Here is a 25,861-nt window from a genome sequence, read left to right on the forward strand (position 1 = left end):
TATGTTACAACAAATTTACCCGTCTGTCTCACATCCTTACCAATTCGAACTCAATAAAGACTTTAATTTTTCTGCAGCACATTTTATACCATGTAAAGATGCTGGAAAATGCGTACGCACTCATGGACATACGTATTTCGTAAATTTAACAATTGCGGGTGACACGCTTGATCATAATGGTTTCCTTATCAATTTCCAAGAGTTAAAAGCATTGATTCACGATCAATTTGATCATTATTTATTGAATGATTTGCCCCACTTTAAAGACCAAAGCCCCTCTACTGAAATTGTGGCACAGACAATATATAACATGATTGAAAATCATCTGATGCAATATACAAATCGTCCACATTGTGTTCAAGTCTACTTAAGAGAAACACCAACAAGTTATGTTGTTTATCGTCCGAAGGTGCAACATTAATGGCTGCTAAAATACCTGTATTAGAAATTTTTGGCCCCACAATTCAAGGTGAAGGCCGTGTCATTGGACGTAAAACGATGTTTGTTCGAACTGCTGGATGTGATTATCGCTGTAGTTGGTGCGATTCCGCATTTACCTGGGATGGCAGTGCAAAAGATCAAATTCAATTAATGAGCGCAACAGAAATTTATGAAAAGTTAATTGAAATTGGTGGTGATTGTTTTGATCATGTAACGATATCAGGAGGTAATCCTGCATTAATTAAAGGTATACAAGATCTTGTCGATTTATTTGAAACTGAGCATATCGCAACTGCTTTAGAAACACAAGGTAGTAAATTCCAACCTTGGATGACACAGATTAATGATTTGACGATAAGTCCTAAACCACCTAGCTCTTCAATGACACCTAATTTAGAAGTTTTAGATCAAGTCATTGCACAATGTGTGCCACAATCCTTAAATTTGAAAGTGGTTGTTTTTGATGATGAAGATTATGCTTTTGCCAAAATGATTCATCATCGTTATCCAGACATACCTTTCTATTTGCAAGTAGGCAACCCATACTTAGCAGATGACGTAGCAAATCACACTGAAAAACTATTGTCACGATATGAACAATTGGTTGAAAAAGTAATGCATAGCAATGATATGAATCGCGCTTATGTCTTACCACAACTTCATACATTATTATGGAGCAACAAAAAAGGTGTTTAAATTTATCGCTATAAAATGTTTTGTAAGTGTTATGAAATGATTAAGTTGTGTTAAATTGCTATAATATGGCAATGAAGTATTTGCGATAGGAGTTCATCATGATTATATACGTACTATTAAACATTGCTGTAGTTATGGCTATCGTTGGGTTTGATTTATATAGGCAGCAATATAAACAACTTAAATTTAGTTCTCTACTATTAGCGATTGTCATTAACACAACAATAAATATGTTTATTATTCAAAAGTATAATTTTATTTCAACTTATACCACTGCATTACTAATCATATGGTTATTACTGCAACTGTATGTTAATTATAAGGTACATCCTTTTGTAATTAATAACCAAAAATTTCTTGCCAGCATATTTGCGATTATTTTAAGCTTATCAGCATTTATTATGGATATTTCGAGCGACCAATCTGTCTATATGTCCATTCCTTATCTGTCACCAGCTATTTTTCTAATTGGGGCAATCATTTTATTTACGGGTACATTTAAATCAACCGAACGCAATCGCTTGCCATTATTCAAACGAATACAAGCCCCTATCATGATAGGAACAATTATTATTGCATTATCATTTGTTGTTATGATGATGTTAACACCATTCTGGTACATATTTTTAGGAATCTATGTATTATTTATAGCATTTATTATTTGGCAAAAAGTATTTCAACATTATTAAAATAACCGGAACACACTTGTCGGCGTGTTTCGGTTATTTATTATATATGCTCTTTTTCTTTATCTTTCACGGTATGCTCATGGTTTATATTACATTGATATGCATTGGGACTATGACCATTTTCATAGGTTAAATTCGAAGCTTGTACAATGTACTTAGGTCTTTGCTTCACTTCATAATAAATCCGTCCGATATATTCTCCGACAACACCTATAGAGATAAGTTGAATACCACCAAGTAACAAAATAGCAGCTATCGTCGTGAAATAACCTGGATTACTAATGCCATTTACGATAATGCCTATAGACAAATAAATAATATAGATAAGGCTAATTGCAAAAATAAATAATCCAAAATAAATCATTGTCCGTAATGGCTTACTATTAAATGAAATTAAACCATCAATACCATAATTAAATAACTTTCTAAAATTCCACTTTGATTGTCCCGCTTCACGTTCTACATTTTTATATGAAAAGACTTTTGTATTATAACCAATCCAAGCAAATAATCCTTTTGAAAAACGATTGTTCTCTTGCAACTCAGCAATTGCACACACAGCCCGTTGACTCAACAATCTAAAATCTCCTACCCCATCGACAAACTGGACATCTTCAACAAATGCATTAATCAATTTATAATACATCTTTGTCACTATTTTACGTGATAGCTGTTCGCCTTCTCTATCACGTTGGGCAATGACTTGATCATAACCCTCTAGATAACCATCAATCATATTGGGTATAAATTCAGGAGGATGCTGTAAATCACCATCTATCATAATGACAGCGTCTACATCAACACTATGGTGAAAACCTGCAATCATCGCTGATTCTTTACCAAAATTCCTACTAAATGAAATAAACTTTACGTGTTTATCTTCTAACGACAATTGCTGTATGTGTTGAATCGTACTATCTTTGCTACCATCATCAATAAATAATAAATCATAGTCATAATTTTTTTCGTTACTGTCTTTCAACATAATTTCAGTCAATCGCTCATATGTTTTTAATACGACTTCTCCTTCGTTATAACAGGGGACAATGACTCTGATTTTCATCCGATTACTTCCTTTACTTATTTCTTAATACTATTTTATCAATTTATTCATAAAACGCGCTAGTATCGTTCTTTAATTTTACAAAAAATTAATAAAGTTGCAAGCGAACTAGTTTTTAAAGCTATTTTATTTTTTTAAGTAGGCTTATCATTTGTACTATTTTAAATCGCCAATGCTAACATCATCAGGATCTTTCCCTTGTCTTGCATTGCGATTCAAACTATCAATTTCTGCAATTTCAGCTAATTCCAAATTAAAATTAAATAAATCGAAATTTTCTTTAATTCGTGAAGGTGTCTGAGACTTAGGTATAATGATACGATTATGTGCTAAGTGCCAACGCAACACGATTTGAGCCGGTGTCTTGTCGTGTTGTTGGGCAATATGTTGAATTGTTGAATCATCTAATAATCCGCGATTGCGCATTAATGGCATCCATGCCGTTACAGTAATATCGTGTTTATCGCAAAAGTCTTGAACATCCTGTTGATTAAAGTAAGGATGCACTTCAATTTGGTTAATTTGTGGAACGATATTGGTTTCTTGCATTAATTTTTCCAAGTGATGAATTTTAAAATTACATACGCCAATCGCTTTTACTTTACCTTCATGATATAAATCCTCTAGTGCTTTATATGTTTCAATATATCGTCCATTCTGTTCACATGGCCAATGAATCAAAAATAAATCAAAATAATCAAGGCCCATGTTATCTAAAGAACGTTGGAAATAGGCTTTCGTCTGTTCATAACCTTGATGATCATTCCATACCTTAGACGTGATAAACAATTCTTCACGTGGCAGACCACTATTCTTTAAAGCCTGTCCTAATGATGCCTCATTGCCATAAAAATATGCAGTATCAAATGCACGATAGCCGGTTTCTATAGCTTGTTGAATGACTTTCGGCATATCTTCATCAGTGATTTTATAAACACCAAAACCTACTTTGGGCATAGGATAGCCATTATTTAATAATTGCGTATCATTCATCTAAAGTCTCCCCTTTTAAGTTGCCTATTGTTGAGTTAAGCTTATCGTAAGTACAGATTATAATACAAATAAAACATACTCAATTTAACAGTGAAAAATTTTCTTAACATCGTTAACTTAACCATCATGCCATATAAAAAAGAGCAGGAATCAAAGTCAATTATGACTGTGCTTCCCCACTCCAATAAATAAGTCACCCAATATGCTATGCTTTAATCTTTTGCATGAGACTCATCTTCATCTTCTTCGCTAATGGTTGGTCTGTTTTCAAGATATTCATATTTTAAAATAACCCAAATAATTTGATGATTTTCAACTTCAGAAATATACCAACGATCATAAGTTGTATCAACATAATCATCTTTCTGAAGGTTAGTGTTTTGAGCTTGTAGCCAACCACCTATCGTATCAATATCTTCTGAGTCAGCAAATTGAATATCAAACTTTTCATTTAAATCATCTAATAATACTCGACCATTAATTTGATACGTATGGTCATCTAATTTAATAATATCGTTAACTTCATCATCATCAAATTCATCACGAATTTCTCCAACGATTTCTTCTAAGATATCTTCCATTGTTAAAATACCAGCTGTACCACCATATTCATCAATGATTAAACTGATATGCACATGCTCACGTTGCATGCGAATTAATGCATCACTAATTCTTGTTGTTTCAGAAATCATTGGCAATTCATGAATATAGTTTGCAATTTTAATAGGTTTACCAGATGCATATTCAGTTAAGAATTCTTTAACGTTAATAAATCCTTTGATATGGTCTTTGTCACCATCTTCTGTTATAGGATAACGTGTGAATTGATATTCCTTTATGGTGTCCAAGAGTTCATCAACATTAAATGGTTCATTTAACGTTACCATTTGAGTTCGTGGAACCATGATATCTTTAGCATTTCGTTCGTCAAAAGAAAAAATATTCTGCATATAATTTAATTCTGTTTGATTAATTTCTCCACCATTATAACTATTGTTAATAATAATTTTAATTTCCTCTTCAGACATCGCATCGCTATGTGCATCAGGATCTACACCGAAAATGCGGATAATCACTCTAGCGGAGCCATTCATCAACCAAATCAATGGTTTCATGACGTTACCAAAGTAATATAACGGTCTAGAGTATACTAGCGCTAGTTTTTCGGTATGTTGAATAGCCAGCGATTTAGGTGCCAATTCACCTAAAACAACGTGTAAATAAGTAACAATGATAAACGCGATAACAAAGGAAATTGTTGTTGTTAAAGCATCAGGTAAATGTAACAACTCAAACAATGGATGTAACAATTTGTCAAAGGTTGGTTCTCCTAACCACCCTAAACCTAAAGATGTTACAGTTATACCTAATTGGCATGCTGATAAATAGTAATCTAAGTTGGCGATCATACGTTTAACAATTTTTGCGTTACCGTTACCTTCATCAGCAAGTTGTTCTATCCGAGTTGCACGCACCTTTACTAAGGCAAATTCTGAGCCAACGAATACAGTTGTTAATGCTATTAAAAGAAAAAATATAACTAAATTTATTATGGTCGCAGTTTCCAATTAATCTCCCTATATCTAGGGATTCACCTCCAAAATATATGTCCCATTGGGAAACAAGATTATGAATTCACTTGGTTTCATGACATTAATACTACAAGTTAAATCCTTCCCATTGTGACACCCCCATAAAAAATTGTATTACTCTTATTTTATCATAATATAATTGCGAATAGTGGCATTTCGTTCATTTTAATATCATGTTTAACAAAAACATCGAGTTACAATCTTCTATACATTATCATACGTTTCTATTTTACTAAATATTTTTGCGTTTTTGTGGTATATTTATTCGAACATGATTGGAAAATAGATCCTTTCTTTGGTTTATTAACGCAAAAATACTTTTATGTAAAGTATTTAACAGTCATTGGCAAAAGCAATACATTATTATACAAATTTTAATAAAAATCCATTCATAATAAAAGAGAGCGGGACTACGAATTCATAATAAATTCGTAGTCCCGCTCCGGCAATGATGTCCAGACACTTAATGCATATACTAAACAAAAATACCACCTTTGGGATTCAGTATAAATTCATTTATAGTTATTATCTTGATATTAACTTCTCCAACTTCATGAGAAGGTCACTTATTCATCCATTGCCTTAGATGCTTCGATTTCATGTTCTCTTAATTTAGGTTTGAGGAAACCATACATTAAAGCTGACACAATCGTACCAATAATTAAAGCGATAAATGTTTGCACAAGATGATGATAATCTGTTGCAAAAATAACGATAATACCACCATGCGGTGCACCAATGCTTGAACCTAATCCTAATGCAATGGCACTACCGACTCCTGACCCTACCATCATTGAAGGAATCACACGCAATGGGTCTGCAGCTGCAAACGGAATTGCACCTTCTGTAATGAAGGAGAGACCCATAACATAGTTTGGTATGATTGAACCACGTTGTTCTTTCGTAAATTTACGTTTGAAAATAATTATCGCAGTTGCAATTGCTAACGGTGGAATCATTCCACCAATCATTGCTGCAGTTATAGGTGCAGTGTTACCCTCAAATAATGCCGCAGTTGAAAAGACATAAGCTGCTTTGTTGAATGGACCACCCATGTCGATGGCCATCATAGCACCAATAACCAAGCCAAGTAACATAATATTCGCACCTGATAAACTGTTTAAACCATCAAGTAATAATTTATTCAACCAAGCTGCAGGTGGGTTAAATACGTATACCATAAGCAAGCCTGTAATTGTCACACTTATGAGCGGATAAATTAAAGTTGGTTTTAAACCTTCTAGTGCTTGTGGTAATTTACGCGTCATATATTTAATACCTTGAGTTAAGTAACCGGCTAAGAAACCAGCAATGATACCACCGATAAATCCTGAACTACCTGTAACTGCAAGCATACCACCGACTAAACCAGCAGCAAAGCCTGGTTTATCCGAAATACTACGTGCAATAAATCCAGATAATATCGGAATAATTAATTGAAAGGCACTTTTATTACCAATGTTCCAAAGTTGTTCAGCAAAAGCATTATATTCTGAGCTATCAGGTTTAAATGAGTTAGCACCAAATAGAAATACAATGGCCATTAAAATACCGCCCGCAATAACAAGTGGTAACATATTAGATACACCATTCATTAAGTGCTTATAGAATGCTTTCCCAAAACTTTGTTTTTCATTTTGTTCACTCGCATTTCCATGTTGACTATCGCCACGTGCAATAAAAGGTTTGCGACTCGTATCAAGTGCGGTGTTTATCAATTCTTCTGGGCGTTTAATGCCATCCGCAACCGGTACTTCTACCACATTTTTACCATCAAAACGGTCAGTTTCTACATGAACATCAGCTGCAACAATAATACCTGTTGCACGGTCAATATCTTGTTGGGTTAATTTATTTTTAATACCACTTGAACCATTCGTTTCAACCTTTATTTTTATCCCCATTTGTTCTGCTTGTTTTTTCAAAGCATCTCGTGCCATGTAGGTATGTGCGATACCTGTTGGACAAGCTGTGACAGCCAAAACATATGGTTCAGTTGAATCAACTGATGAATTTGCCTCTGCTGCTTCTTGTTCTTGAGCTTCTTTTTCTTCTTCTTTTGTTGCTTCATCATCAGCAGCATCAATAATTCGGAGTACTTCTTCAGGTGAAGTTGCATCTAGCAAACGTGCTCTCACTTGCTCATCCATTAAGATTCCTGACAATTTAGCTAGTGCATCTAAATGTGTTTGAGCACCGCCTTCAGGAGCTGCAATCATAAAGAATAAGTGGGCTGGTTGCATATCTAAACTTTGGTAATCAACGCCTGCTTTAGATTTACCAAAAGCAATCGCTGGTGCATTAACTGCTGCTACTTTGGCATGTGGGATAGCAATACCTTCTCCTATACCTGTTGTACTTTGAGCTTCACGATTATGAATCGCTTCTTTAAAAGCCGTTACATTATTTAATTTTCCTGCAATATTTAATTGATTGACGAGTTCATCAATCACACCATTTTTATCAGTAGCAGTTAAATCCATAGCTATTGTTTCTTTAGTAAGTAGCTCTGTAATTCTCATCAATATCACTCCCCATCAAGTACTGTCATTGTAACTTGATCTTTAATTTTTTCTATATCGTCTCGTGTGGCTAAGTCATCATTAAATGCTGTAGCAGTTCCTGCTGCAACGGCTTGTTTAAATGCTTCTTGAATTGACAATCCTGAAGTTAAACCAGCTACCATACCAGCTACTGTACTATCTCCAGAACCTACCGTATTAATAACCTTACCTTGAGGGTTTTGTGCCTTAATACTTTGCTGTTGATCGATATATATAGCACCATCGCCACCCAATGTTATGATTACTGACTGAGCACCTTGTTCTAATATTTTACGACCATAATAAACGACATCCATATCATTTTGAATCGTGATATCAAACATCTCTTCAAGCTCATCTTTATTTGGTTTAATAAATAAAGGTTGAAATGGTAATATCGTATTAACCAAATCCTTTTCAGCATCTACAACAAGCTGTGCACCTGTTTCTTGAGTAATTCGTGCAATTTGTGCATAGGCATCACTTGGAATACTTTGTGGCACACTACCAGCTATAACAACAACATCTTCTGACGTTGTTCGCTTAATTCGATTAAGCAATGCTTCGAATTGTTGTTTACTAATATTGGGACCTGGTGCATTTATTTCAGTTTCTTGACCAGATTTCAATTTAACGTTAATACGTGTATCTTCATCTACAGTAATAAAATCCGTATAAATCTCATTAGCTGCGAGCGTATCTTTTATAAATTCACCTGGAAATCCACCAGTAAAACCTAACGCCGTTGAAGGTATTTCTAATGTGCTTAGCACTCTAGAAACATTAATACCTTTACCCCCAGCAAATTTATGTGTTGTCGTCGCTCTATTTAGTCCACTTAATTCAAATCCATCAGTAAACATAATGTAATCTATAGAGGGATTAAAAGTAACCGTATAAATCATGACAAACCTCCTAAAATATGATAACGTTCTTGAAATTGTGCCAATGATGGTTCTGTTAACGCTTCTTTTGACGTTAAAATGGTCACATCTGCATCATCGTCATTAATCCTTGCAAAATAGACTTGTTTAAACTTCGAATGGTCTACCAAGACAAATGACTCATTTGAACGTTGAATCGCCATTTCTTTGATTAATGCTTCTTTTTCGTCTGGAGTTGTTAATCCATGCTTTAAATCAATACCATTCATGCCTAAAAATGCTTTATCAAAACAATAGCGTCTAACTATCTCTAATGCTGAGGCACCCACCGTAGCTAATGTTGTATCTTTAACTTCTCCACCAACCATAAGCGTTTTGATACCTTTTGCTAACAACTTTTCAACATGCGTTAAACCATTTGTAACTACAACAATGTCTTTCGCTGTAATGAATGGAATCATTTCTATCGTTGAAGATCCCGCATCTAAGAAAATGTATTCTCGATCTTGAATCAAAGCTGCAGCATACTGTGCAATTTCTTTTTTCTCTGTTAAATTCGTTGCAAGCTTATCTGACAATATTGGTTCCAACACCCTGTTATGTACAATGGTTGCACCACCATGAACCCGTTGAAGTTTGCCCATCTGTTGTAGTTTCGATAAATCACGTCTTATTGTCGAAGCACTACATCCAATACGATTTATTAGTTCTTGGAGTGATAAAAAGTCTTTCTTATTCAATTCTTGGAGGATTAAATCATATCGTTTTTCAGTTATCATTGCCTCACCTCATTTCACTTCACATTATAATGTTCGCGCTTACATTTTTCAATCAAAAGTTATCAAAAACTGTCAAAAACAATCACAATTCGCAGTTTTGTCACAAAAACCATTTTTTAATAATATGTTCACACATCAAAATAAAAACCGCAAAATGCTTTTGAAGCACTTAGCAGTTCGTAAGAAGTTTAATACTATTATTCATTTAAATTTATTTCGTAATCTTGGTCTAAGTGTCTTTTCACTATGCTGTTGAAATTATCCATGCTGAATGATATTAGCGGTTTTGGCTTTCGTAAGGTTTATTAAATCTTTGACACCTACAATAATTTGAGCACCTCGATGCCCGCCACTAACGTATATCGATTCTTGTTGCAGTGCTGACTCATCTATAGTCGTTGGGAATAAATGTTTCATGCCTATAGGTGAACAACCACCACGAATATATCCTGTAACTTTTTTTAACTGTTCAAGTGGCATTAAGTTTAATTTCTTTTCTTGAACTACATGTGCTGCCTGTTTTAAGTCCAGTGTAGTATCAACCGGTATGACAAATACAAAATGATCGTGATTCGCATTTTCTAGGACCAGTGTTTTATATACTTGTTCAACGGGCGCATGAACAAGTTGTGCAATATGGACACCGTCAACATGTTCTTCACCAATTTCATACGTATTCACTTTATAATCTACACCTGCTTGATCCAACATACGCATTGCATTTGTTTTAGTTGCTTTTTTCTTCTTCATTATTCGTGTCACCTCATTGTCTTCATTCAAATTTATTTTACGCTGAGTAAGCACAATGATTCAAATACAAACAAAACAAAAACACCTTCGATTATCTCAATCATCCGGTGCTAATGTGTATTCTTATCGTTTTCTACTTTGCCATTTTTGTTAATTTTAATATTGTTATCGTGTTGTGTGCCAGAATAAGTCACATCTCGACTTGTCTCTTCTATCTTCGTCATATGTGATTCAACTTGTTGCTTTTGTTGCGCATAGTTAGAAGCAATCACTTTGCATTCTTGATCTGTATATTTGTGTGGCTGGTTAGCTTCTATCGTTAAACTTTGTGTCTGTTGTTTATTAGTTCTTTCAGATGCATGTGCTGTAAGATGGTTCACTTTAACTACATTTTCAATAGCTGATACTTTATTTATCTTTGAAAATGTTGATATTGTTTGATGGACTTTAGCCAAAGCTTGTTCATTTGTAGCAATAAACAATAGAAATAACAAACATATCGTTAACAACACTGCGACAGCACTTAAAAAAAGATTCTTCAGTTTCATCTCCTTACCCACATTTCTTCACTTAATTTTTATTCATCTTAACATAAAAAACCGCAAAATATATTGTGTATAATACAATTTAAACCAACTGTAATCTTTGTAACATAATCATCATTCAAAGGATGCAAATGTTACAAAATCACTATGTATTGTAACCTAAATCTAATGTCTAACTTACTTTAATGATGAAACACTTAAAGCGCATGGTTCATTTAATCTAGTGAAGTCTACTATAATGATGCGAAAGTGCCTTATTTATTAAAAGAACTTCAATGTAAAATCACATGTTATTACGTATTGAAGACAAGACACTTTAGAGAACAAGATAAGCTGGGGCCCCAACAAAGAGAATTCCGACAAGAAATTCACCAAGTAATGCAAGTTGAGGCGGTCCCTGACTAAACCAGTTTTTCCTAACAAAGTGAGCTAGGATGACTAAAACTATCCTCTAAGCAAGTGATCCAATCATACAAACTATTGTATATAAAAACAGTCTGGGAAATAATTATATTTTAGGCTCTGAGTTCTATATTGGCAGTAGTTGACTGGATTGAAAATAGGATGATAGCAAGCTTTTTTCAATCCTAGCCAACCTTGCCGGGGCGGAACTTCGAATTCATTATGAATTCTGTCCCGCGCCCTATTGTTTTGGAATTTATGTTCCAGACTGTTAAACATTTTTTAATTCATCTATTAAGTTAAAGATTTTTTTATTGAGCTTTTGATAAATGTTTGCGCAAGCCTTTTTCTATAAAAATTAGAACAATACCCAATACCATTACTGCAATAGCCATGTATAATGGATACTCAATATTTATATCAAACAATGCACCAGCAACAAGTGGTCCGACAAAATTACCCATACTTGTAAACGTTGAGTTTAATCCTCCAGCAAAACCTTGACGATTTCCTGCAATATTAGAAAAATAATTTGTAATAGCAGGACGAATTAAGTCAAAACCAATGAAAACAATAAAACTAATAATCATAATGGTCCAATAACCATTTGCCAAGATTAATGTAAATAAGACAATTGCTGAATATAAAAGTGCCCAAACTATAAAAGTTAATTCAGACATATATGATATAAATTTATCAAAGAAAAAGATTTGGAAGATAGCGCCAAATATTCCTCCACCCACAATCGCAATAGAAATATCAGCTGGTGTGTAATGTGCTTTATATGATGTATATAAAGAAAATAACGTTTCAAAAGATGATAAGCCAAACGCTAAAATCAACGTTAATAAAATAGGAGTTAAAAAGACTTTCCAATCAATTTTAGTAAATACTTCAGGTTGTAATGTATGATGGAACCCGTCTGTTGTTTGTTGTTTTGGACTATGAATTAAAATGAATGACATTATAAAAGCAATAATGCCTAAACTTCCGGCAAAATAAAATGGCAAGCGATGTGAGAATTCAGCTAGAAATCCACCTAATCCAGGCCCAAGAATAAAGCCAGAATTAATAATAGCCGACATATAGCCAAAGTTACGCGCTTTATCTTTTGAAGGTGAAATATCTGCAATTAAACCATTCACTCCTGGCATGACCATTCCAGCACTGAAACCACCAAGTATTCTTGAAATGATAAGCGTGACAAAAGTATGTCCAACAGCAAATAAAAACTCAGAAACTGCAAATAAAATAAGGCCAATACAGATTATTAATTTTTTCCCTAATTTATCAGCCATAGCGCCCCCAGCAGGAGATATAACCATTTGCGCAAGTGCAAAGGCAGCAACTAGAACTCCTAAATCACGTCCCTTTAAACCTAAATCTTCCAAATAAACAGGTAATACTGGGATGACAAGGCCAATACCAACAAAAATTAGAAAAATATTAAAATATAATATGAATAATTGCTTTTTCAATCACTTCACCTCTTTTGTACTAATTTAATTTTTACCCTACATTTTCATTTCCCTAAAAATTAAAAATTCAATATTATGACATTCTATACCAAATAAATGTTTTTTCGCAATAACGGTGTTTTAAAACTTATTACATACCGTTAATAATCGACATAAATATTTAATTTGAAAACTCCTTTTAATTTGATAAATTTAGCATGAAAGCTGTATGATTATTAACCTATACAATTATTTTAATGAACGATAAGTTTGATACGAAAGTAGTGTATATTATGCAGGGACGGTATATTGCCAGAATTTATTTTATAATCTTGATTGTAATTTCATTATTTGAATCACGTATATTTGAGTTTATGACACTCAATATATTTTTAGCATATATTCCTTTTGAATTATGTTTACTATTAAAGCTGTTCAAACCGAAAAAAGTAATTGAATGGCCATTATTTATTATTTTTAGCTTAATTTTCTTACTCATGGTACCAAATACCTTTTATATGGTGACTGATTTAATTCACCTTAATCAATTTACCTTTAACTTTTATTTAACATTAAATTTAATGGAATGGATTTTCTTCACCTATTTATTATTAGGTGTCTTCTTCGCACTCTATTGTATGACCTTAATTTATTTGGAATTGTATTACTTTACTTCTCACCAATGGATAAATATTATCCTTGTGGCTGTAGTAATGTTTCTGAGTGGATTAGGAATATATATCGGACGTTTCTTACGCTTTCATTCCGTTTTTCTGATTAACCAACCTTTTAAAATTATAGAAAATGTAGTGAGCTCACTTAGTGGTAAATCACTCATCTTCATCTTATTAATGGTTGTGTTACAAGCTACTTTATTTATATTTGCGAAAGGAGTGCGTCATACACAATGAGTTTTAATATCATTCTTTTAATAATTAGCATTATTATTTTGCAACTAATCGTTGGCCATTTCTTTCATTCAATCGGATTTAAACTGTCATTAAGTTTGCTGTTAACCTGCCTTCCATTTGGCATTGGTGTATTCTTAATGCAATTATGCTATTTTGAACGCCGATATCCACATTGGGAAGTCCCATACCGTACTAAATTACGGTTGAAATATCTATATATTGCCACATTTTTTGAATTTATAATGCTATATATATGTTTATTTTTAATTGCTTAGAAATAGAAAAAGTGGACAATGTATCCTCCCATTAATGGTAATGCTTGGCGCATTACTCTTTAATGGGGCCCCGGGTTATATGGTTGTGGTTGTTATTTGTCTGCTTGTTTTTTAAACTGTTCCATCACGTGGGCTCTGGCTTGTTGATGATCAACGATAGGCCACGGATAGTTTGTTCCTAAATCTATGCCATAATCTTTTAGTGTTTGCGCATGTTTCCACGGTTCATGAACATAGCTGGCAGGTACATTAGCCCATTGGGGCAAGTATGTTTTAATGTATAAACCTTTTTTATCAAACCGCTCACTTTGACGAATCGGATTAAACATTCTAAAGTATGGCACGGCATCTGTACCAGTAGATGCTGACCATTGCCATCCATGCACATTAGAAGCAGCGTCATAATCTATCAATAAATTTTTAAAATAATTTTCTCCCCATGTCCAATCTATAAATAACTCTTTAGTTAGAAATTGAGCCGTTACCATACGCATTCGATTGTGCATAAAACCTGTTTGTTTTAACTCATGCATCGCAGCATCGATAATTGGATAGCCTGTTCGTCCCTCTTTCCATGCATTAAAATCTGATTGATTTTCTGACCAAGTTATATGTTTATATTTATCGTTAAATGATGTATGTGCCGTTTCTGGATAATAAACCATTAAAACATAATAAAATTCCCTGAATAATAGTTCACGAATAAAGGCCTCATAATTTTCCTCATTATCATGATAACGTTCAAGTAACTGGCGCATGATCTCATTAATATCTAGGAAGCCATATGCAAGTGCAATGCTCAACTGACTTGTCAGTGTTTCTGGTAAGTACTCTCTATAATATTGATAATGCTCAATATTATTATTTAAAAATGCTTGCCATTGTTGCTGGCTTTTGGCCTCCCCAATATTTATATACTCAGTCACTTTTTCAACTGATGTATTATCAGCATTGATGATTTGTTGCTTTAATTTATCAAGTTGATAAGGATAACGTCTTCGTTGTCTCAATTGAGGGCGATTTGCTTTGTAGAAGCTGGTGAATACCTTATATGGTTGTCCTTCCTGATTTAACGTGCGACTAGGTTGAAAATAATGATTTGCACGTACATTAACGATTGCTATTTTTTGCGCTTGTATCTCAGATTTAACATGTAAAATATCGCATTCACAATTGTGAAAACTCATAATATCGCTTGGAAATACTACCGTGTCGATTTCTTTCTGTTCACAAAATGAAGCAAACGCTGTATATGGAAACACAAAGGGCTTAATTCCTATCTCAATCAGTTGTTGTATAAACTGAGTAACTGCCTGATGGTAAAATGTCCGTTTTAATGGTGCTTCATCTTCAAATAATTCTAAGGGAATCACACAGTAACATCGTTCGATATCTGCTTGATTATGATTTAAGTACTCAAACATTGGATTTTGTTCTAATCTGAATACTCTATTTAATACTAAAGCGATATTCAAACTACATCACCTCACTTTAACTTTGATATTTTATTACCCCATCTCGTCTAACAACAAGCATGATAAAGATGGACGATTTCGGACACAAAATCCACTAGGTTTTGTGCCCGAAATCGTTCAATTGATTATTCTATTGATATATTTAACATTTTCCTATATTAGCCCTAACCAATTCCAGTAAGTCATACTAAAAATTACAATCAAAATATAACCTACAATAGTCAGCAGTACACCAGTTTTCAAGAAATCCTTAACTGTAAATGTCCCTGTACCATATGCCAACATATTTTGAGGTGCACTTACCGGCAACAAGAAACCAAAGCTGATAACAAATTGTTGAATAAGTACAAATCCAATAGCTTGATCTCCTAAATGTAGCGTTGATGTCAATGAGATGAATACTGGAATCAGCGCAGAAGATAAGCTGGTCGCACTAGCAAAACCCAGATGAATTAAGATATTAAACAATGTTATCAAAGCAATCGTCGCAATCAATGGCATTGATTCAAGCCCAAGTAATCCAAATGTCTTATCACTTAACCACTGAGCTGCACCAGTCTTCAACAATACATTACCAAGTGATATACCAACTCCAAAGACAATAATCGTCCCCCATGGAATTGTTTTTACTACACCATCCCACTTTATAACACCAACTTTAGGCATAAGCATAACACCTAATGCGACAACTGTAATTGAAGCTGAGTCAATAGGATGTACCACTTTTTCTGTTGACCAGAATAATAACAATAAGATAGAAATAACGATTAATCGCCATTCACGTGCTGAAACAGGGCCTAAATCTGTTAACTGCTGTTTAATCAAGTCTTTACCACCCTCAATAGCATTATGTTCAGGTGGCATTACTTTCATCATAATGAAAAATAACGCTATCGACATAAGTATTGACCAAGGCGCTGCAAATAAAAACCATTCGCCCCATGAAACATCGTGTCCCAAACTTTGATTGATAAAATTGATGGCAACGATATTTTGTGCCGCAGCCGTTTTAATACCAATATTCCAAATGGAAACTGCTTGTACCGAAGTAATAATTAATAACGCTGCTAAACGACTGTCTTTAGAAACTTTAAATGCTGCAATCATACCTAATAAAATTGGCACAACCGCACCTGCACGTGCAGTTGCAGATGGTACAAAAAACGCTAATAAAATGGATACTAAAATAGCACCAATAACTATGTTACGCGTTTTATTTCCAACAATTGATAATACGAGTAAAGCGAGACGTTTATGCAAATTAGTTTCTTGCATAGCTGCAGCTAAAAAAAGTGCAGCAGCAACTAAAGCTACAGCTGAAGATGAAAACCCACTAAATGCTTGAGTTAAAGCATTACCAGTTCCTAACAAGTCATTACCAGTTAAGATAGCCTCGCCTGCTTTAGGGTTTCCTAAATGCTTCGCTAAATCCTGTACTGGACTAAATCCCATTATTAAAATAATTAATCCTAAAATTAACGTTGCAGAAACTGGGTAAATCACTGCTTCTGTCACCCACATAATAACAGCAAAGGCTAAAATAGCTAAGGCACCTTTAGCCATTACTGGTAATCCTGTTGGTGTTGGTAATAACAAAATGACAATTAAAGCAATAAAGCTAATAACAATCCAAATAGGTTTGTATCCCTTTGTCTTTTCTTTTTTGCGTGTGTGTGGTATATCTTGACTCCCTTTCTCCATCATATTTCACCCTTTGCTTATTTTTCATTTTTAGTATAACAACTAAACAACAATAATGACGTGAAAATTTGCAAATAACACACAATTTTCACACTTTTTAGATTATTACAAATAAGCAATATTATTTAGCTTGTTTTAATGATTGTTTAACTTTCATAACTGCATCTGCAGATAAATCGAGTTGTTCTTGCTCTGATTCTGATAATTTAAGTTCTATAACTCGTTCGACGCCTTGTTTGCCAAGTACGGTTGGGACGCCAAGGCAAATATCACGATAGCCATACTCCCCATCTAAAAATGCAATAGTTGGAAGAACACGTTTTTGATCTTTTAAAATAGCTATGACCATTTCGTATAACGCAGCAGCCGGTGCATAATATGCTGAACCATTGCCTAATAAATTTACAATTTCAGCACCACCATCTCTTGTACGTTGGATAATATATTCTAGTTCTGAAGGTGATAGTAGCTCGGTAATAGGTACACCGTTTACTTGAGTAGACGATACGATAGGAACCATAGTATTACCATGACCTCCAAGTACAAGCCCAGTAATATCCTGTACGGATAGATGTAATGCTTCGGCTATGAATGTTTTGTATCTTGCCGTATCTAAAATGCCTGACTGCCCCATTACTTGGTTTTTTTCAAAACCAGTGGATTGCAGCACGGTATAAGTCATCGCATCAACCGGATTGGTTAAGACAATAACAAATGCTTTTGGACAATAGCGGACAATTTGTTGAGAAATATCTTCCATAATACTTTCATTAATTTGAACTAAGTCATCACGACTCATACCAGGTTTTCTTGGTACACCTGCAGTAATAATGACAATATCTGAATCTGAAATATCCTCATAATTTGACGTTCCAGTCACAACACTATTAAACCCTAATATTGGTCCACTTTCTTGAATATCTAGCGCTTTTCCTTTTGACATACCTTCGAATTTAGGCTGGTCAACAATAACGACATCTCCAACCTCTTTTTGTGCTAATAAGAAAGCTAGTGTTGCACCTGTATTTCCTGCACCAATGACTGATATTTTATTTCTGTTTATCATATGGTTTCGCTCCTTTTATATTATTTTATAAAAATTTTAATGCATATACGTATTTTGCATACAAAATCATTTGTAGAAACCGCTTACATAATTGCTTATAAATACAATTAAAATACTTCTGTCTGGGTGCATCTATTAATACTATTTCATTAAGATTTTAGATACACACCAGATAGAATGTTTAAGCGCTTATTCATTATTATATGAAACTTTTATAATGTTTCAAGCATATATCATCTTTTATTTATCCAAATATCTGATGGTGCAAACCAAAAACATAAATAATTGTAAAGAAAGCTGCTCCAGACAATAAAGTCAGTATTGCTGTTAATATTAATGTACGTTTAAAGTGTCTAACAAACGCTACAAATAATAACCCTAAATTATAGGCAAAAAACAAACCAAAAAAAGTCATTGTAATAATAATTTGAGAGTAAAAAATATTTGATAATAAAATAATTACTGCAAATATGAGATAAGGAATCATAATAAATCTAAATTCAAAGTTAAGCTGCTTTTGTTTAAAATCTTCATTATTCATTAACTTTACCTCCTGCTTAAAACGAAAAAGTTTTCTTACATATAATTTTATGTCAAAATCCACACTACAACAACATAAATGAGTTACTTTAAATTCTGCTCGTAAATAGCAACACTTTATTTTAACTTAATTTATTTAGAAGCAATTATAATTAAATCATTACAAGAACGAAAAAGTAGTATTCATTTAAACAACACAAACTTCATCGAACAATTATTTTATGTCACAACGTTAATATGTGTCGTTCTAATATACGACATTGCATACTTTGCATTTTCCCAAGCCACAGTGTTATAATATGGTTAACAAGGATTTCCACATGGAAACACCAATCCCCTCACTACTTGCGATAGTGAGGGGATTTTTTAGGCGTTGGCTATGCGTCGCCTATTTTTTCTTATTGTTACGCGTACGTAGCCAATACGTAAATAACGCAACAATACAACCACTAATAACTGTGGTTGTGATGTGAACAAGGATTTCCATCATGGGCAACACCTCCTCCCTGCGTCGACATTTGACGCCTGAGAGGTAGGCGACTTTATTATTATATCATCTATGTATTTGTAAAGATATCTCACTTCTGATATGCCATGTCATGTAAATTGAAGCATATCGAGATTATTGCGCAAACGTTCAACATCAATATGTTCACCAATGATAACTATTGTAAGTGGTACCTCTTTGTCTACCTCACCATAACTAGGTAATCCATGTGCATATTGAAACTCATAAATCACATCAGCACAGTCTCTAAAACGGACAAAACCTTTCAAACGAAAAACATTTTGCGGTAACTTTAATATAAATTGATAAAATAATTGTCTATCTATTGGTCCACTAAATGTATACTGCATGCTCTTAATGCCATGATGATGTGCATGCTTAGCTGGTGACTTTATATTATCAACATGCTTAATATTATTAAATGTAGTGATATCTAATTGACCAAACGTAGTGTAGCATGTGGTTGCTTGCAGATTAATTTGGGTTAACTCAGCGCTCAGTTTTTTCTGCTCCTGATCATTAATTAAATCCATTTTATTGATAATAATCGTTGAACTATAGGCCAATTGTTCTTCCATTAACTCTACCGTTGTCAATGAATAACGATGTCTATGAAGAAATCGAGAAGCATCTAAAATCCCTATCATCTTAACTTCACTAATTAAATGAATCACTTCAGGATCCTGACATGCCATCATGATTTCTAAAGGATGTGCAATTCCAGTTGCCTCAATAATGATGTGTGTTGTTTGACCATCCGCAATAATATTTTTTAACTGCGCTACTAAATCTGCTTTTAAATCACAACAAACACAACCATTAACTAAAGCATTTATGGCAACCTCATTATTGAATGTTAAACTGTCAACGTCAAAAGTACCAAATTCGTTCATAATAATTGTGATTTTCTCATCAGTTTTTAATAAATATTGCATATACTCTTGTAGAAAAGTGGTTTTACCACTACCTAAAAACCCGGAAACTATAGAAATATATGTGTTTCTGCAATTATGTTTTTTCAATTTTTATTCTCTTTTCTATTTAAAATTTCTAAGTAAATGATAATGAATATATAAAAATTTATGTTTATACTTGATTATACGTGTGTTTTCTTCTAAACTTTAGTCATACTTTAATTTTATCATGACATTGAAATGAAATGTGTCAATAAATATATTTTGCACAACACTAACGGGATTTAATCCGAAAAAGAGAAAACGGATAGAATGTCTGGAGGAGAACTTTAATGTCTGAACATCACAATTTAAAAGAGCAGCTATGTTTTAGTTTGTACAATGCTCAAAGACAAGTAAATCGCTACTACTCAAACAAAGTCTTTAAAAAGTACAACCTTACTTACCCACAATTTCTAGTATTAAGTATATTGTGGGATGAGTCACCAGTAAATGTTAAAAAAGTCGTTACTGAATTAGCATTAGATACTGGAACAGTTTCACCACTTCTTAAACGAATGGAACACGTTGATTTAATCAAACGTGAACGTTCTGAAGTTGATCAACGTGAGGTCTTTATACACTTGACAGAAAAAAGTGAAGGCATCAAACCTGATCTTAAAGATGCTTCTTCTAAAGTGGCAACCGCTTCATCGCTTAGTGCAGATGAAGCACAAGAACTGAACCGTCTTCTAGGTAAAGTTATTAACGCATTTACTGAAAACAAAGAATAATTATAGTATCAGCGTCATGTGAATTAAAGTTGTAACTGTTATTTTTTTAAACGAAATCTTTAAATAAAATGTCCCATCAATTGATATTAATTGATGGGTTTTTTATGTACACATTGTATTCTTCTACCTAGCTCCATAGAAATGACCACTTTTTCCCTTTCCACTTTAATTTACTACGTGAAGCTTAAACATATCCATTCAAAAATAAATCGCCATTTCATGACGTATTCATAAATATCGTTTAATATACAACTTTAGTCTAGTTTATAAGTTCTAAACTAATAATCAGTAGCTAGGAATGAATTTAATATGCTATGATAATGTAGTAATTTTTTAAGATTCATGAATATAAATAAGATATTTAAGAAGGTAGGTTAATCTATGTTTTTACTTGAGTTAATCAAAGGTATCATTCTCGGTATCGTTGAAGGACTTACTGAATTCGCTCCTGTATCATCAACAGGTCACATGATTTTAATGGATGATATGTGGTTGAAATCCACTGATTTTCTAGGAAGTGAATCTGCTTTTACATTTAAAGTAGTCATTCAATTAGGGTCTGTTTTTGCTGCAGCTTGGGTCTTTAGAGAACGTTTTTTCGAATTATTACATATTGGAAAACAACATCAAGCACCGATAAGTGAAGAGTTTCGCTCTAAACCACGTCGTTTGAACTTGTTACACGTACTTGTCGGTATGATTCCAGCCGGTATTTTAGGTCTAATGTTTGATGATTTAATTGAAAAATATTTATTCAGTGTTCCTACTGTAATGATTGGGTTATTTTTAGGTGCCATTTATATGATTATTGCGGATAAATATAGTGAAAAAGTTAAGCACCCACAAAATGTAGATCAAATTAATTATTTCCAAGCATTTGTCATTGGTATTTCTCAAGCCATTGCAATGTGGCCTGGATTTAGTCGCTCGGGTTCTACAATTTCAACGGGTGTACTTATGAAAATGAATCACAAAGCGGCATCTGACTTTACATTTATTATGTCAGTACCAATTATGCTAGCAGCAAGTGGTTTATCTTTAATTAAACACTATGAATATATTCACTTAGCACACATACCATTTTATCTTTTAGGTTTCCTAGCAGCATTTATCGTTGGGTTAATCGCAATCAAAACTTTCTTACATTTAATCAATAAAATTAAATTAGTACCATTCGCTATATATCGTATTATCTTAGTAGTAATTATCGCTATTCTTTACTTTGGTTTCGGCATTGGTAAAGGGATTTATTAATTTAATACATTGTGTATAGCACTATTTACTGATGGTGTTAATATAGATACGTCTCTAATCAAATAAAAATGGCAATTTCTATTGGAATAATGTAGAAATTGCCATTTTTATTATTCAAACTATATTTACCATGTTGTAGTTGTAGACCTACTATTTTTCTTAAGATCAGGAATTAGTTCCTGAGTCCCTTTTTATAATGATGTCATTACTATTTAAACGAATATTTAGACATATACCAATACAGTATATTTATCGTTTATACTAGAGTGTCATAGGGTAATGAATAAGATAAGCATATGAACTGGAGGCAATATCTATGGATCAAAAGAAAAGACATCTAATTAAGACACTAATAAACGTTTTACCTATTTTTATTGTGCCCTTAGTTACTGAACGTAAACATATCAAAAATCATTCTGAAGTCAAAAAAGTAACTGCTGCAACATCACGTGCATCTAAAACTGTGGCTAATAAAGCTACTGACGTTAAAGAATTTGTTATTGATAAAAAACAAGAACATGATAACAAACGAGAATTGAAAAAAATTGCAAAAGAAAATGATCCTGAATATATTGAGAAAAAAGGCGAAAAATTAGCGAAGAAAAATCGCAAAGAAGCCGATAAAATGGATAAAAAACTTCAAAAAAATATCGAACAACGTCATAAAGAAGAAGCAAAGGCACGTGAAAAAAATGAGAAACAGCGTATAAAAGATTTAAAGAAAACTCAAAAGTATCAAGAAAAAGTAGGCCTAACACCCGGCGCATTGGATGATGAAACAGAGAAAAAAGGCGAAAAATTAGCTAAAGATAACAAACATGATATTAAAAAACTGGCTAAAAAGTTACAAAAAAACATCGAACAACGTCATCATGATGAAGAAAAAAATCGTGACAAGAATAAAAAAGCACGTATTAAAGAAATAAAAAAATATGAAGAACATGATGCTCAAAGTGTAACTAAACAAAATAATAAAGAAACACATCATGAGTCTTAACAAGATGACATCGATTATCATTGATGGAGATGCTTGTCCTGTCATTCAATCTGTTATTGAATTAACCTCAGGGACAGGCATTTTTGTTATAATTGTACGTAGCTTCAGTCACTATACAACGCAGACTTATCCAGAACACGTTAAAACGATATATGTCGATGATGGACCGGATGCAGTGGATTATAAAATCGTTCAATTAGCGCAAAGTAAAGATATCGTTATCACGCAAGATTATGGTTTGGCGAGTCTATTGTTAAACAAAGTTAAAACAGTACTACACCATAAAGGCTATATATACAATAGTACTAACATTGACATGTTGATACAACAGCGTTATAACCATGCTCAACTTAGAAAACAAGGTGGTCGGCACAAGGGACCGACTCCTTTTTCTAACAAAGATCAGCAACACTTTGAACATATATTTCGACGTGTACTCTCTCAAATATAGGAGGCATTTATCATCATGAAAAAAATTGCAGTTTTCTGTGGCGCAAGTAAAGGCAGTAATCCAACCTATGTCAACGAAGCATATAACTTAGGAAAATATATGGCGCAAAAAGGTTATGAACTCATTTTTGGCGCTGGTTCTGTAGGCATTATGGGTGCCATACAAAATGGTGTATTAGATCACAATGGCACTGTTATTGGCGTCATGCCTAAAGAATTAGATACTAAAGAAATTACGAGTCAACGGGTTTCTGAACTTATTCTAGTGGATTCGCTTCATCAAAGAAAAGAGAAAATGGCAGAATTAGCAGATGCTTTTATCCTCGCTCCAGGCGGTGCTGGTTCGCTTGAAGAATTTTTTGAAATCTATAGTTGGACACAAATTGGTATTTATCAAAAACCGATTGGTATTTATAATTTAAACGGTTTTTTTGAGCCATTACATCAACTTATTATTCACATGATTCAAGAAGGCTTTATTGACGAAAAATATAAAGCTTTAGCACCTCTATATCACACAAAAGAAGACTTACTACATGGGCTTCAAAACGCTAAACCACTTGGCGAAAGAAGTTACGATTAAAAAAATAGTCGCCCACACGAGCGGCTATTTTTTATTTGAGATTTTTATAATACCTAACTTGCATTTTAAGTGGATGATATTTATTCAATTCAGGAAATTCGAAACGATCAAAGACTTTCATCCCTATTTTCTCCATCACTTTTCGTGACGATAAATTTGTCTCTGCCGTTAAACTGTATATGTCATAAACTCCCTTTTTTTGTGCATATTTTAGCACAGCTTCAGCGCCTTCAGTTGCAATACCATTTCCCCATACCTCTGGAATTAAACGCCAACCTATTTCATAAAATGGTAAATTATTAAATGGATATTGGCTATCTTTTGGAATATAATTCAGACCAATAAACCCAATCCACTCATTAGTTTCTTTTAATTCTACTGCAAATAGACCTATCCCCGTTGCTGTAATATTTTTTTGCATTTGTTTCATATCTAACGCTGAACGGCGATAACTTAACAAACTAGGAAAATAACGTCTGACTTGTGGATTTGCATTCAATTTTTGAAATGGTAATAAATCATTTTCTTCCCAATCACGTAATTTCAATCTTTCCGTTTCAATATAAACAGTCATTCTGCTTTCACCTCATCGCTTCATTCTGTAACAGTGCTCTATAAAAAGAAGCGCGTTATGAACAGAAACTCTTCATACCGCGCAACCTACTATATGTTTGTTCTTTGTATCAACTAAGCTTTCGAAATATAACTAATTAATTCGATATGCACAGGAATCTCTTTTAAACGATTACGCTGAGCTTTCGGTGCTGTAAAAATAGCATCAATGAAATCATTTTGATGATTTAATTTATATGTAGCAACAAATGTATCAAAATCCGAATCAAAGTTTGGCAAGTGTGCCACTACTCGATTGATTTCACCTGTAGAATCTACAATTGTACGTCCAGTTAACGTTTCTAATTCACGCCCTAATTCTGGTAAAGTAATATCTTGGCCTTCTAAAATACGAAAATCTTGTTCATGCATTGTTGCTCGCTCCTTTTAAAGTCGATATGTAAACTTGTTCATATACACGTTCTGTATTTATGGTTATACATACCCGGTAACATCAGACATAAAACGGCACAAATTTTTTAACTTGTGACATTGAATCATTGTTGTTGTTTTGGTTGCTTTGATTGCTTCTGTGTATCATTCTTAGTAGATTGTGATGACTGTTGTTTATTCGTCTTATCTTTATCTGTCTGTGTGTTATCTGTATTGTTTGAATTTTGATGCTGATTTTGTTGATCTTTATTTTGGTCGTGCGTTGTTTGATGTTGTGATGACTTCTCTTTACTTTTGTCACTCGTTTTTTCTTTATTATCTTTGTCATCATCTGATGAATTACTTTGCATCTCTTCTACTTCTTTTTCTAAAGTCTCACGTTGACTTTTATATTTCTCTTTATCGCTTTTAAGTTTCTCTTCTTGCTTTTCTAAATCTTTTTTCTCTTTTTCTAATTTTTGTATATCTTGTTCTAAAGATTGCTTTTCATCATTTCCCTTACCGCATGCTGTTAATAAAAAAATTGCTGCTAATAATAGCACAAGCCCTTTCTTCATGTTTGACTCCTTTGAATA

28 protein-coding genes are annotated in these 25,861 nt (G+C 33.4%); 10 read left to right on the forward strand and 18 right to left on the reverse strand.

The genetic code is table 11. The features are described 5' to 3' along the window. The first annotated feature begins 1 nt into the window (after position 1). From queD to AL499_RS04910, 3 genes are all read left to right on the forward strand, one after another. Positions 2 to 421 (forward strand): 6-carboxytetrahydropterin synthase QueD, encoded by a 420-nt coding sequence (gene queD / locus AL499_RS04900; protein WP_002459765.1) that lies wholly within the window; start codon positions 2 to 4, stop codon positions 419 to 421. After that, positions 421 to 1,137, forward strand: a complete 717-nt coding sequence (gene queE / locus AL499_RS04905; RefSeq protein ID WP_002459766.1) for a 7-carboxy-7-deazaguanine synthase QueE — start codon at positions 421 to 423, stop codon at positions 1,135 to 1,137. The genes queD and queE overlap by 1 nt, the downstream gene beginning before the upstream one ends. Positions 1,138 to 1,235: 98 nt before the next feature. Continuing rightward, positions 1,236 to 1,826 (forward strand): hypothetical protein, encoded by a 591-nt coding sequence (locus AL499_RS04910; RefSeq protein WP_002493007.1) that lies wholly within the window; start codon positions 1,236 to 1,238, stop codon positions 1,824 to 1,826. Between the two features lie 40 nt (positions 1,827 to 1,866). Here AL499_RS04910 and AL499_RS04915 read toward each other — a convergent pair whose 3' ends face one another. From AL499_RS04915 to norA, 9 genes are all read right to left on the reverse strand, one after another. After that, entirely contained in the window at positions 1,867 to 2,889 is a 1,023-nt protein-coding gene (locus AL499_RS04915) for a glycosyltransferase family 2 protein (RefSeq protein ID WP_002459768.1), read from the reverse strand. Between the two features lie 156 nt (positions 2,890 to 3,045). Then, a complete protein-coding gene (locus AL499_RS04920; protein WP_002492999.1) occupies positions 3,046 to 3,882 on the reverse strand; it encodes an aldo/keto reductase in 837 nt (278 codons plus the stop codon). Between the two features lie 212 nt (positions 3,883 to 4,094). Continuing rightward, a complete protein-coding gene (locus AL499_RS04925) occupies positions 4,095 to 5,450 on the reverse strand; it encodes a hemolysin family protein (protein WP_002459770.1) in 1,356 nt (451 codons plus the stop codon). Positions 5,451 to 6,040: 590 nt separating this feature from the next. After that, the gene (locus tag AL499_RS04930; RefSeq protein WP_002492994.1) at positions 6,041 to 7,996 is read right to left on the reverse strand and encodes a PTS fructose transporter subunit IIABC; all 1,956 of its coding nucleotides are present in this window, start codon (positions 7,994 to 7,996) and stop codon (positions 6,041 to 6,043) included. Positions 7,997 to 8,001: 5 nt separating this feature from the next. Continuing rightward, on the reverse strand, positions 8,002 to 8,922 hold the full coding sequence (gene pfkB / locus AL499_RS04935; protein ID WP_002459772.1) for a 1-phosphofructokinase: 921 nt from the start codon (positions 8,920 to 8,922) through the stop codon (positions 8,002 to 8,004). Next, positions 8,919 to 9,680, reverse strand: coding sequence for a DeoR/GlpR family DNA-binding transcription regulator (locus AL499_RS04940; protein ID WP_002492945.1), 762 nt, complete (start codon positions 9,678 to 9,680; stop codon positions 8,919 to 8,921). Before AL499_RS04940 ends, pfkB begins: the two co-directional genes overlap by 4 nt. 258 nt (positions 9,681 to 9,938) lie before the next feature. Beyond that, complete coding sequence (gene ybaK / locus AL499_RS04945) at positions 9,939 to 10,430, reverse strand: Cys-tRNA(Pro) deacylase (protein ID WP_002459774.1); 492 nt, start codon at positions 10,428 to 10,430, stop codon at positions 9,939 to 9,941. A gap of 110 nt (positions 10,431 to 10,540) precedes the next feature. Beyond that, positions 10,541 to 10,978: a hypothetical protein gene (locus AL499_RS04950; RefSeq protein ID WP_002493002.1), complete on the reverse strand. Its 438-nt coding sequence runs from the start codon at positions 10,976 to 10,978 to the stop codon at positions 10,541 to 10,543. Between the two features lie 710 nt (positions 10,979 to 11,688). Then, on the reverse strand, positions 11,689 to 12,855 hold the full coding sequence (gene norA, locus AL499_RS04955; RefSeq protein WP_002479373.1) for a multidrug efflux MFS transporter NorA: 1,167 nt from the start codon (positions 12,853 to 12,855) through the stop codon (positions 11,689 to 11,691). Positions 12,856 to 13,127: 272 nt separating this feature from the next. On the opposite strand from norA, the gene AL499_RS04960 reads away from it, so the two are divergent. Beyond that, positions 13,128 to 13,745: a DUF1361 domain-containing protein gene (locus AL499_RS04960; protein ID WP_002493005.1), complete on the forward strand. Its 618-nt coding sequence runs from the start codon at positions 13,128 to 13,130 to the stop codon at positions 13,743 to 13,745. Continuing rightward, the gene (locus AL499_RS12730; protein ID WP_002479374.1) at positions 13,742 to 14,020 is read left to right on the forward strand and encodes a hypothetical protein; all 279 of its coding nucleotides are present in this window, start codon (positions 13,742 to 13,744) and stop codon (positions 14,018 to 14,020) included. The genes AL499_RS04960 and AL499_RS12730 overlap by 4 nt, the downstream gene beginning before the upstream one ends. A gap of 92 nt (positions 14,021 to 14,112) precedes the next feature. Here AL499_RS12730 and AL499_RS04970 read toward each other — a convergent pair whose 3' ends face one another. From AL499_RS04970 to AL499_RS04990, 6 genes are all read right to left on the reverse strand, one after another. Next, entirely contained in the window at positions 14,113 to 15,495 is a 1,383-nt protein-coding gene (locus AL499_RS04970) for a cryptochrome/photolyase family protein (protein WP_002492973.1), read from the reverse strand. Positions 15,496 to 15,648: 153 nt separating this feature from the next. After that, entirely contained in the window at positions 15,649 to 17,196 is a 1,548-nt protein-coding gene (locus AL499_RS04975) for an SLC13 family permease (RefSeq protein WP_002492993.1), read from the reverse strand. A gap of 121 nt (positions 17,197 to 17,317) precedes the next feature. Then, positions 17,318 to 18,259, reverse strand: a complete 942-nt coding sequence (gene mdh, locus AL499_RS04980) for a malate dehydrogenase (RefSeq protein ID WP_172412357.1) — start codon at positions 18,257 to 18,259, stop codon at positions 17,318 to 17,320. Positions 18,260 to 18,506: 247 nt separating this feature from the next. Beyond that, positions 18,507 to 18,803 (reverse strand): hypothetical protein, encoded by a 297-nt coding sequence (locus AL499_RS04985; protein ID WP_002479378.1) that lies wholly within the window; start codon positions 18,801 to 18,803, stop codon positions 18,507 to 18,509. Between the two features lie 387 nt (positions 18,804 to 19,190). After that, the gene (locus tag AL499_RS12490; RefSeq protein ID WP_014533356.1) at positions 19,191 to 19,292 is read right to left on the reverse strand and encodes a type I toxin-antitoxin system Fst family toxin; all 102 of its coding nucleotides are present in this window, start codon (positions 19,290 to 19,292) and stop codon (positions 19,191 to 19,193) included. Positions 19,293 to 19,399: 107 nt separating this feature from the next. After that, positions 19,400 to 20,332 carry a CobW family GTP-binding protein gene (locus AL499_RS04990; protein ID WP_037540845.1) on the reverse strand — a complete coding sequence of 311 codons (933 nt, stop codon included), beginning with the start codon at positions 20,330 to 20,332 and terminating at the stop codon, positions 19,400 to 19,402. A 224-nt stretch (positions 20,333 to 20,556) separates the two neighbouring features. On the opposite strand from AL499_RS04990, the gene mgrA reads away from it, so the two are divergent. The 5 genes from mgrA to AL499_RS05015 all read left to right on the forward strand — a co-directional run bounded on the left by mgrA (position 20,557) and on the right by AL499_RS05015 (position 24,281). Beyond that, a complete protein-coding gene (gene mgrA, locus AL499_RS04995; RefSeq protein ID WP_002459784.1) occupies positions 20,557 to 20,997 on the forward strand; it encodes a global transcriptional regulator MgrA in 441 nt (146 codons plus the stop codon). 381 nt (positions 20,998 to 21,378) lie between these two features. Beyond that, entirely contained in the window at positions 21,379 to 22,251 is an 873-nt protein-coding gene (locus tag AL499_RS05000; RefSeq protein ID WP_002459785.1) for an undecaprenyl-diphosphate phosphatase, read from the forward strand. Between the two features lie 316 nt (positions 22,252 to 22,567). Beyond that, positions 22,568 to 23,248, forward strand: coding sequence for a hypothetical protein (locus tag AL499_RS12630; RefSeq protein WP_002459786.1), 681 nt, complete (start codon positions 22,568 to 22,570; stop codon positions 23,246 to 23,248). Positions 23,249 to 23,252: 4 nt separating this feature from the next. Continuing rightward, complete coding sequence (locus AL499_RS05010) at positions 23,253 to 23,699, forward strand: YaiI/YqxD family protein (RefSeq protein WP_002492972.1); 447 nt, start codon at positions 23,253 to 23,255, stop codon at positions 23,697 to 23,699. Between the two features lie 15 nt (positions 23,700 to 23,714). Further along, a complete protein-coding gene (locus AL499_RS05015) occupies positions 23,715 to 24,281 on the forward strand; it encodes an LOG family protein (protein ID WP_002479382.1) in 567 nt (188 codons plus the stop codon). A gap of 31 nt (positions 24,282 to 24,312) precedes the next feature. Here AL499_RS05015 and AL499_RS05020 read toward each other — a convergent pair whose 3' ends face one another. The 3 genes from AL499_RS05020 to AL499_RS05030 form a co-directional block, all read right to left on the reverse strand. Continuing rightward, the gene (locus AL499_RS05020) at positions 24,313 to 24,855 is read right to left on the reverse strand and encodes a GNAT family N-acetyltransferase (protein WP_002492957.1); all 543 of its coding nucleotides are present in this window, start codon (positions 24,853 to 24,855) and stop codon (positions 24,313 to 24,315) included. 113 nt (positions 24,856 to 24,968) lie between these two features. Then, positions 24,969 to 25,265, reverse strand: a complete 297-nt coding sequence (locus AL499_RS05025; RefSeq protein WP_002459790.1) for a hypothetical protein — start codon at positions 25,263 to 25,265, stop codon at positions 24,969 to 24,971. 125 nt (positions 25,266 to 25,390) lie between these two features. Beyond that, positions 25,391 to 25,843 carry an SA0632 family lipoprotein gene (locus AL499_RS05030; protein WP_002492952.1) on the reverse strand — a complete coding sequence of 151 codons (453 nt, stop codon included), beginning with the start codon at positions 25,841 to 25,843 and terminating at the stop codon, positions 25,391 to 25,393. Positions 25,844 to 25,861 lie beyond the last annotated feature (18 nt).

It is taken from the genome of Staphylococcus lugdunensis (genome assembly GCF_001558775.1).
Lineage (GTDB): Bacteria > Bacillota > Bacilli > Staphylococcales > Staphylococcaceae > Staphylococcus > Staphylococcus lugdunensis.

Bases quoted from the DNA above. Each gene is read 5' to 3' on its own strand.
- queD (WP_002459765.1), top strand. From the start codon at position 2: ATGTTACAACAAATTTACCCGTCTGTCTCACATCCTTACCAATTCGAA.
- queE (WP_002459766.1), top strand. From the start codon at position 421: ATGGCTGCTAAAATACCTGTATTAGAAATTTTTGGCCCCACAATTCAA.
- AL499_RS04910 (WP_002493007.1), top strand. From the start codon at position 1,236: ATGATTATATACGTACTATTAAACATTGCTGTAGTTATGGCTATCGTT.
- AL499_RS04915 (WP_002459768.1), bottom strand. From the start codon at position 2,889: ATGAAAATCAGAGTCATTGTCCCCTGTTATAACGAAGGAGAAGTCGTA.
- AL499_RS04920 (WP_002492999.1), bottom strand. From the start codon at position 3,882: ATGAATGATACGCAATTATTAAATAATGGCTATCCTATGCCCAAAGTA.
- AL499_RS04930 (WP_002492994.1), bottom strand. From the start codon at position 7,996: ATGAGAATTACAGAGCTACTTACTAAAGAAACAATAGCTATGGATTTA.
- pfkB (WP_002459772.1), bottom strand. From the start codon at position 8,922: ATGATTTATACGGTTACTTTTAATCCCTCTATAGATTACATTATGTTT.
- AL499_RS04940 (WP_002492945.1), bottom strand. From the start codon at position 9,680: ATGATAACTGAAAAACGATATGATTTAATCCTCCAAGAATTGAATAAG.
- ybaK (WP_002459774.1), bottom strand. From the start codon at position 10,430: ATGAAGAAGAAAAAAGCAACTAAAACAAATGCAATGCGTATGTTGGAT.
- AL499_RS04950 (WP_002493002.1), bottom strand. From the start codon at position 10,978: ATGAAACTGAAGAATCTTTTTTTAAGTGCTGTCGCAGTGTTGTTAACG.
- AL499_RS04960 (WP_002493005.1), top strand. From the start codon at position 13,128: ATGCAGGGACGGTATATTGCCAGAATTTATTTTATAATCTTGATTGTA.
- AL499_RS12730 (WP_002479374.1), top strand. From the start codon at position 13,742: ATGAGTTTTAATATCATTCTTTTAATAATTAGCATTATTATTTTGCAA.
- AL499_RS04975 (WP_002492993.1), bottom strand. From the start codon at position 17,196: ATGGAGAAAGGGAGTCAAGATATACCACACACACGCAAAAAAGAAAAG.
- AL499_RS04985 (WP_002479378.1), bottom strand. From the start codon at position 18,803: ATGAATAATGAAGATTTTAAACAAAAGCAGCTTAACTTTGAATTTAGA.
- AL499_RS12490 (WP_014533356.1), bottom strand. From the start codon at position 19,292: ATGATGGAAATCCTTGTTCACATCACAACCACAGTTATTAGTGGTTGT.
- mgrA (WP_002459784.1), top strand. From the start codon at position 20,557: ATGTCTGAACATCACAATTTAAAAGAGCAGCTATGTTTTAGTTTGTAC.
- AL499_RS05000 (WP_002459785.1), top strand. From the start codon at position 21,379: ATGTTTTTACTTGAGTTAATCAAAGGTATCATTCTCGGTATCGTTGAA.
- AL499_RS12630 (WP_002459786.1), top strand. From the start codon at position 22,568: ATGGATCAAAAGAAAAGACATCTAATTAAGACACTAATAAACGTTTTA.
- AL499_RS05010 (WP_002492972.1), top strand. From the start codon at position 23,253: ATGACATCGATTATCATTGATGGAGATGCTTGTCCTGTCATTCAATCT.
- AL499_RS05015 (WP_002479382.1), top strand. From the start codon at position 23,715: ATGAAAAAAATTGCAGTTTTCTGTGGCGCAAGTAAAGGCAGTAATCCA.
- AL499_RS05020 (WP_002492957.1), bottom strand. From the start codon at position 24,855: ATGACTGTTTATATTGAAACGGAAAGATTGAAATTACGTGATTGGGAA.
- AL499_RS05025 (WP_002459790.1), bottom strand. From the start codon at position 25,265: ATGCATGAACAAGATTTTCGTATTTTAGAAGGCCAAGATATTACTTTA.
- AL499_RS05030 (WP_002492952.1), bottom strand. From the start codon at position 25,843: ATGAAGAAAGGGCTTGTGCTATTATTAGCAGCAATTTTTTTATTAACA.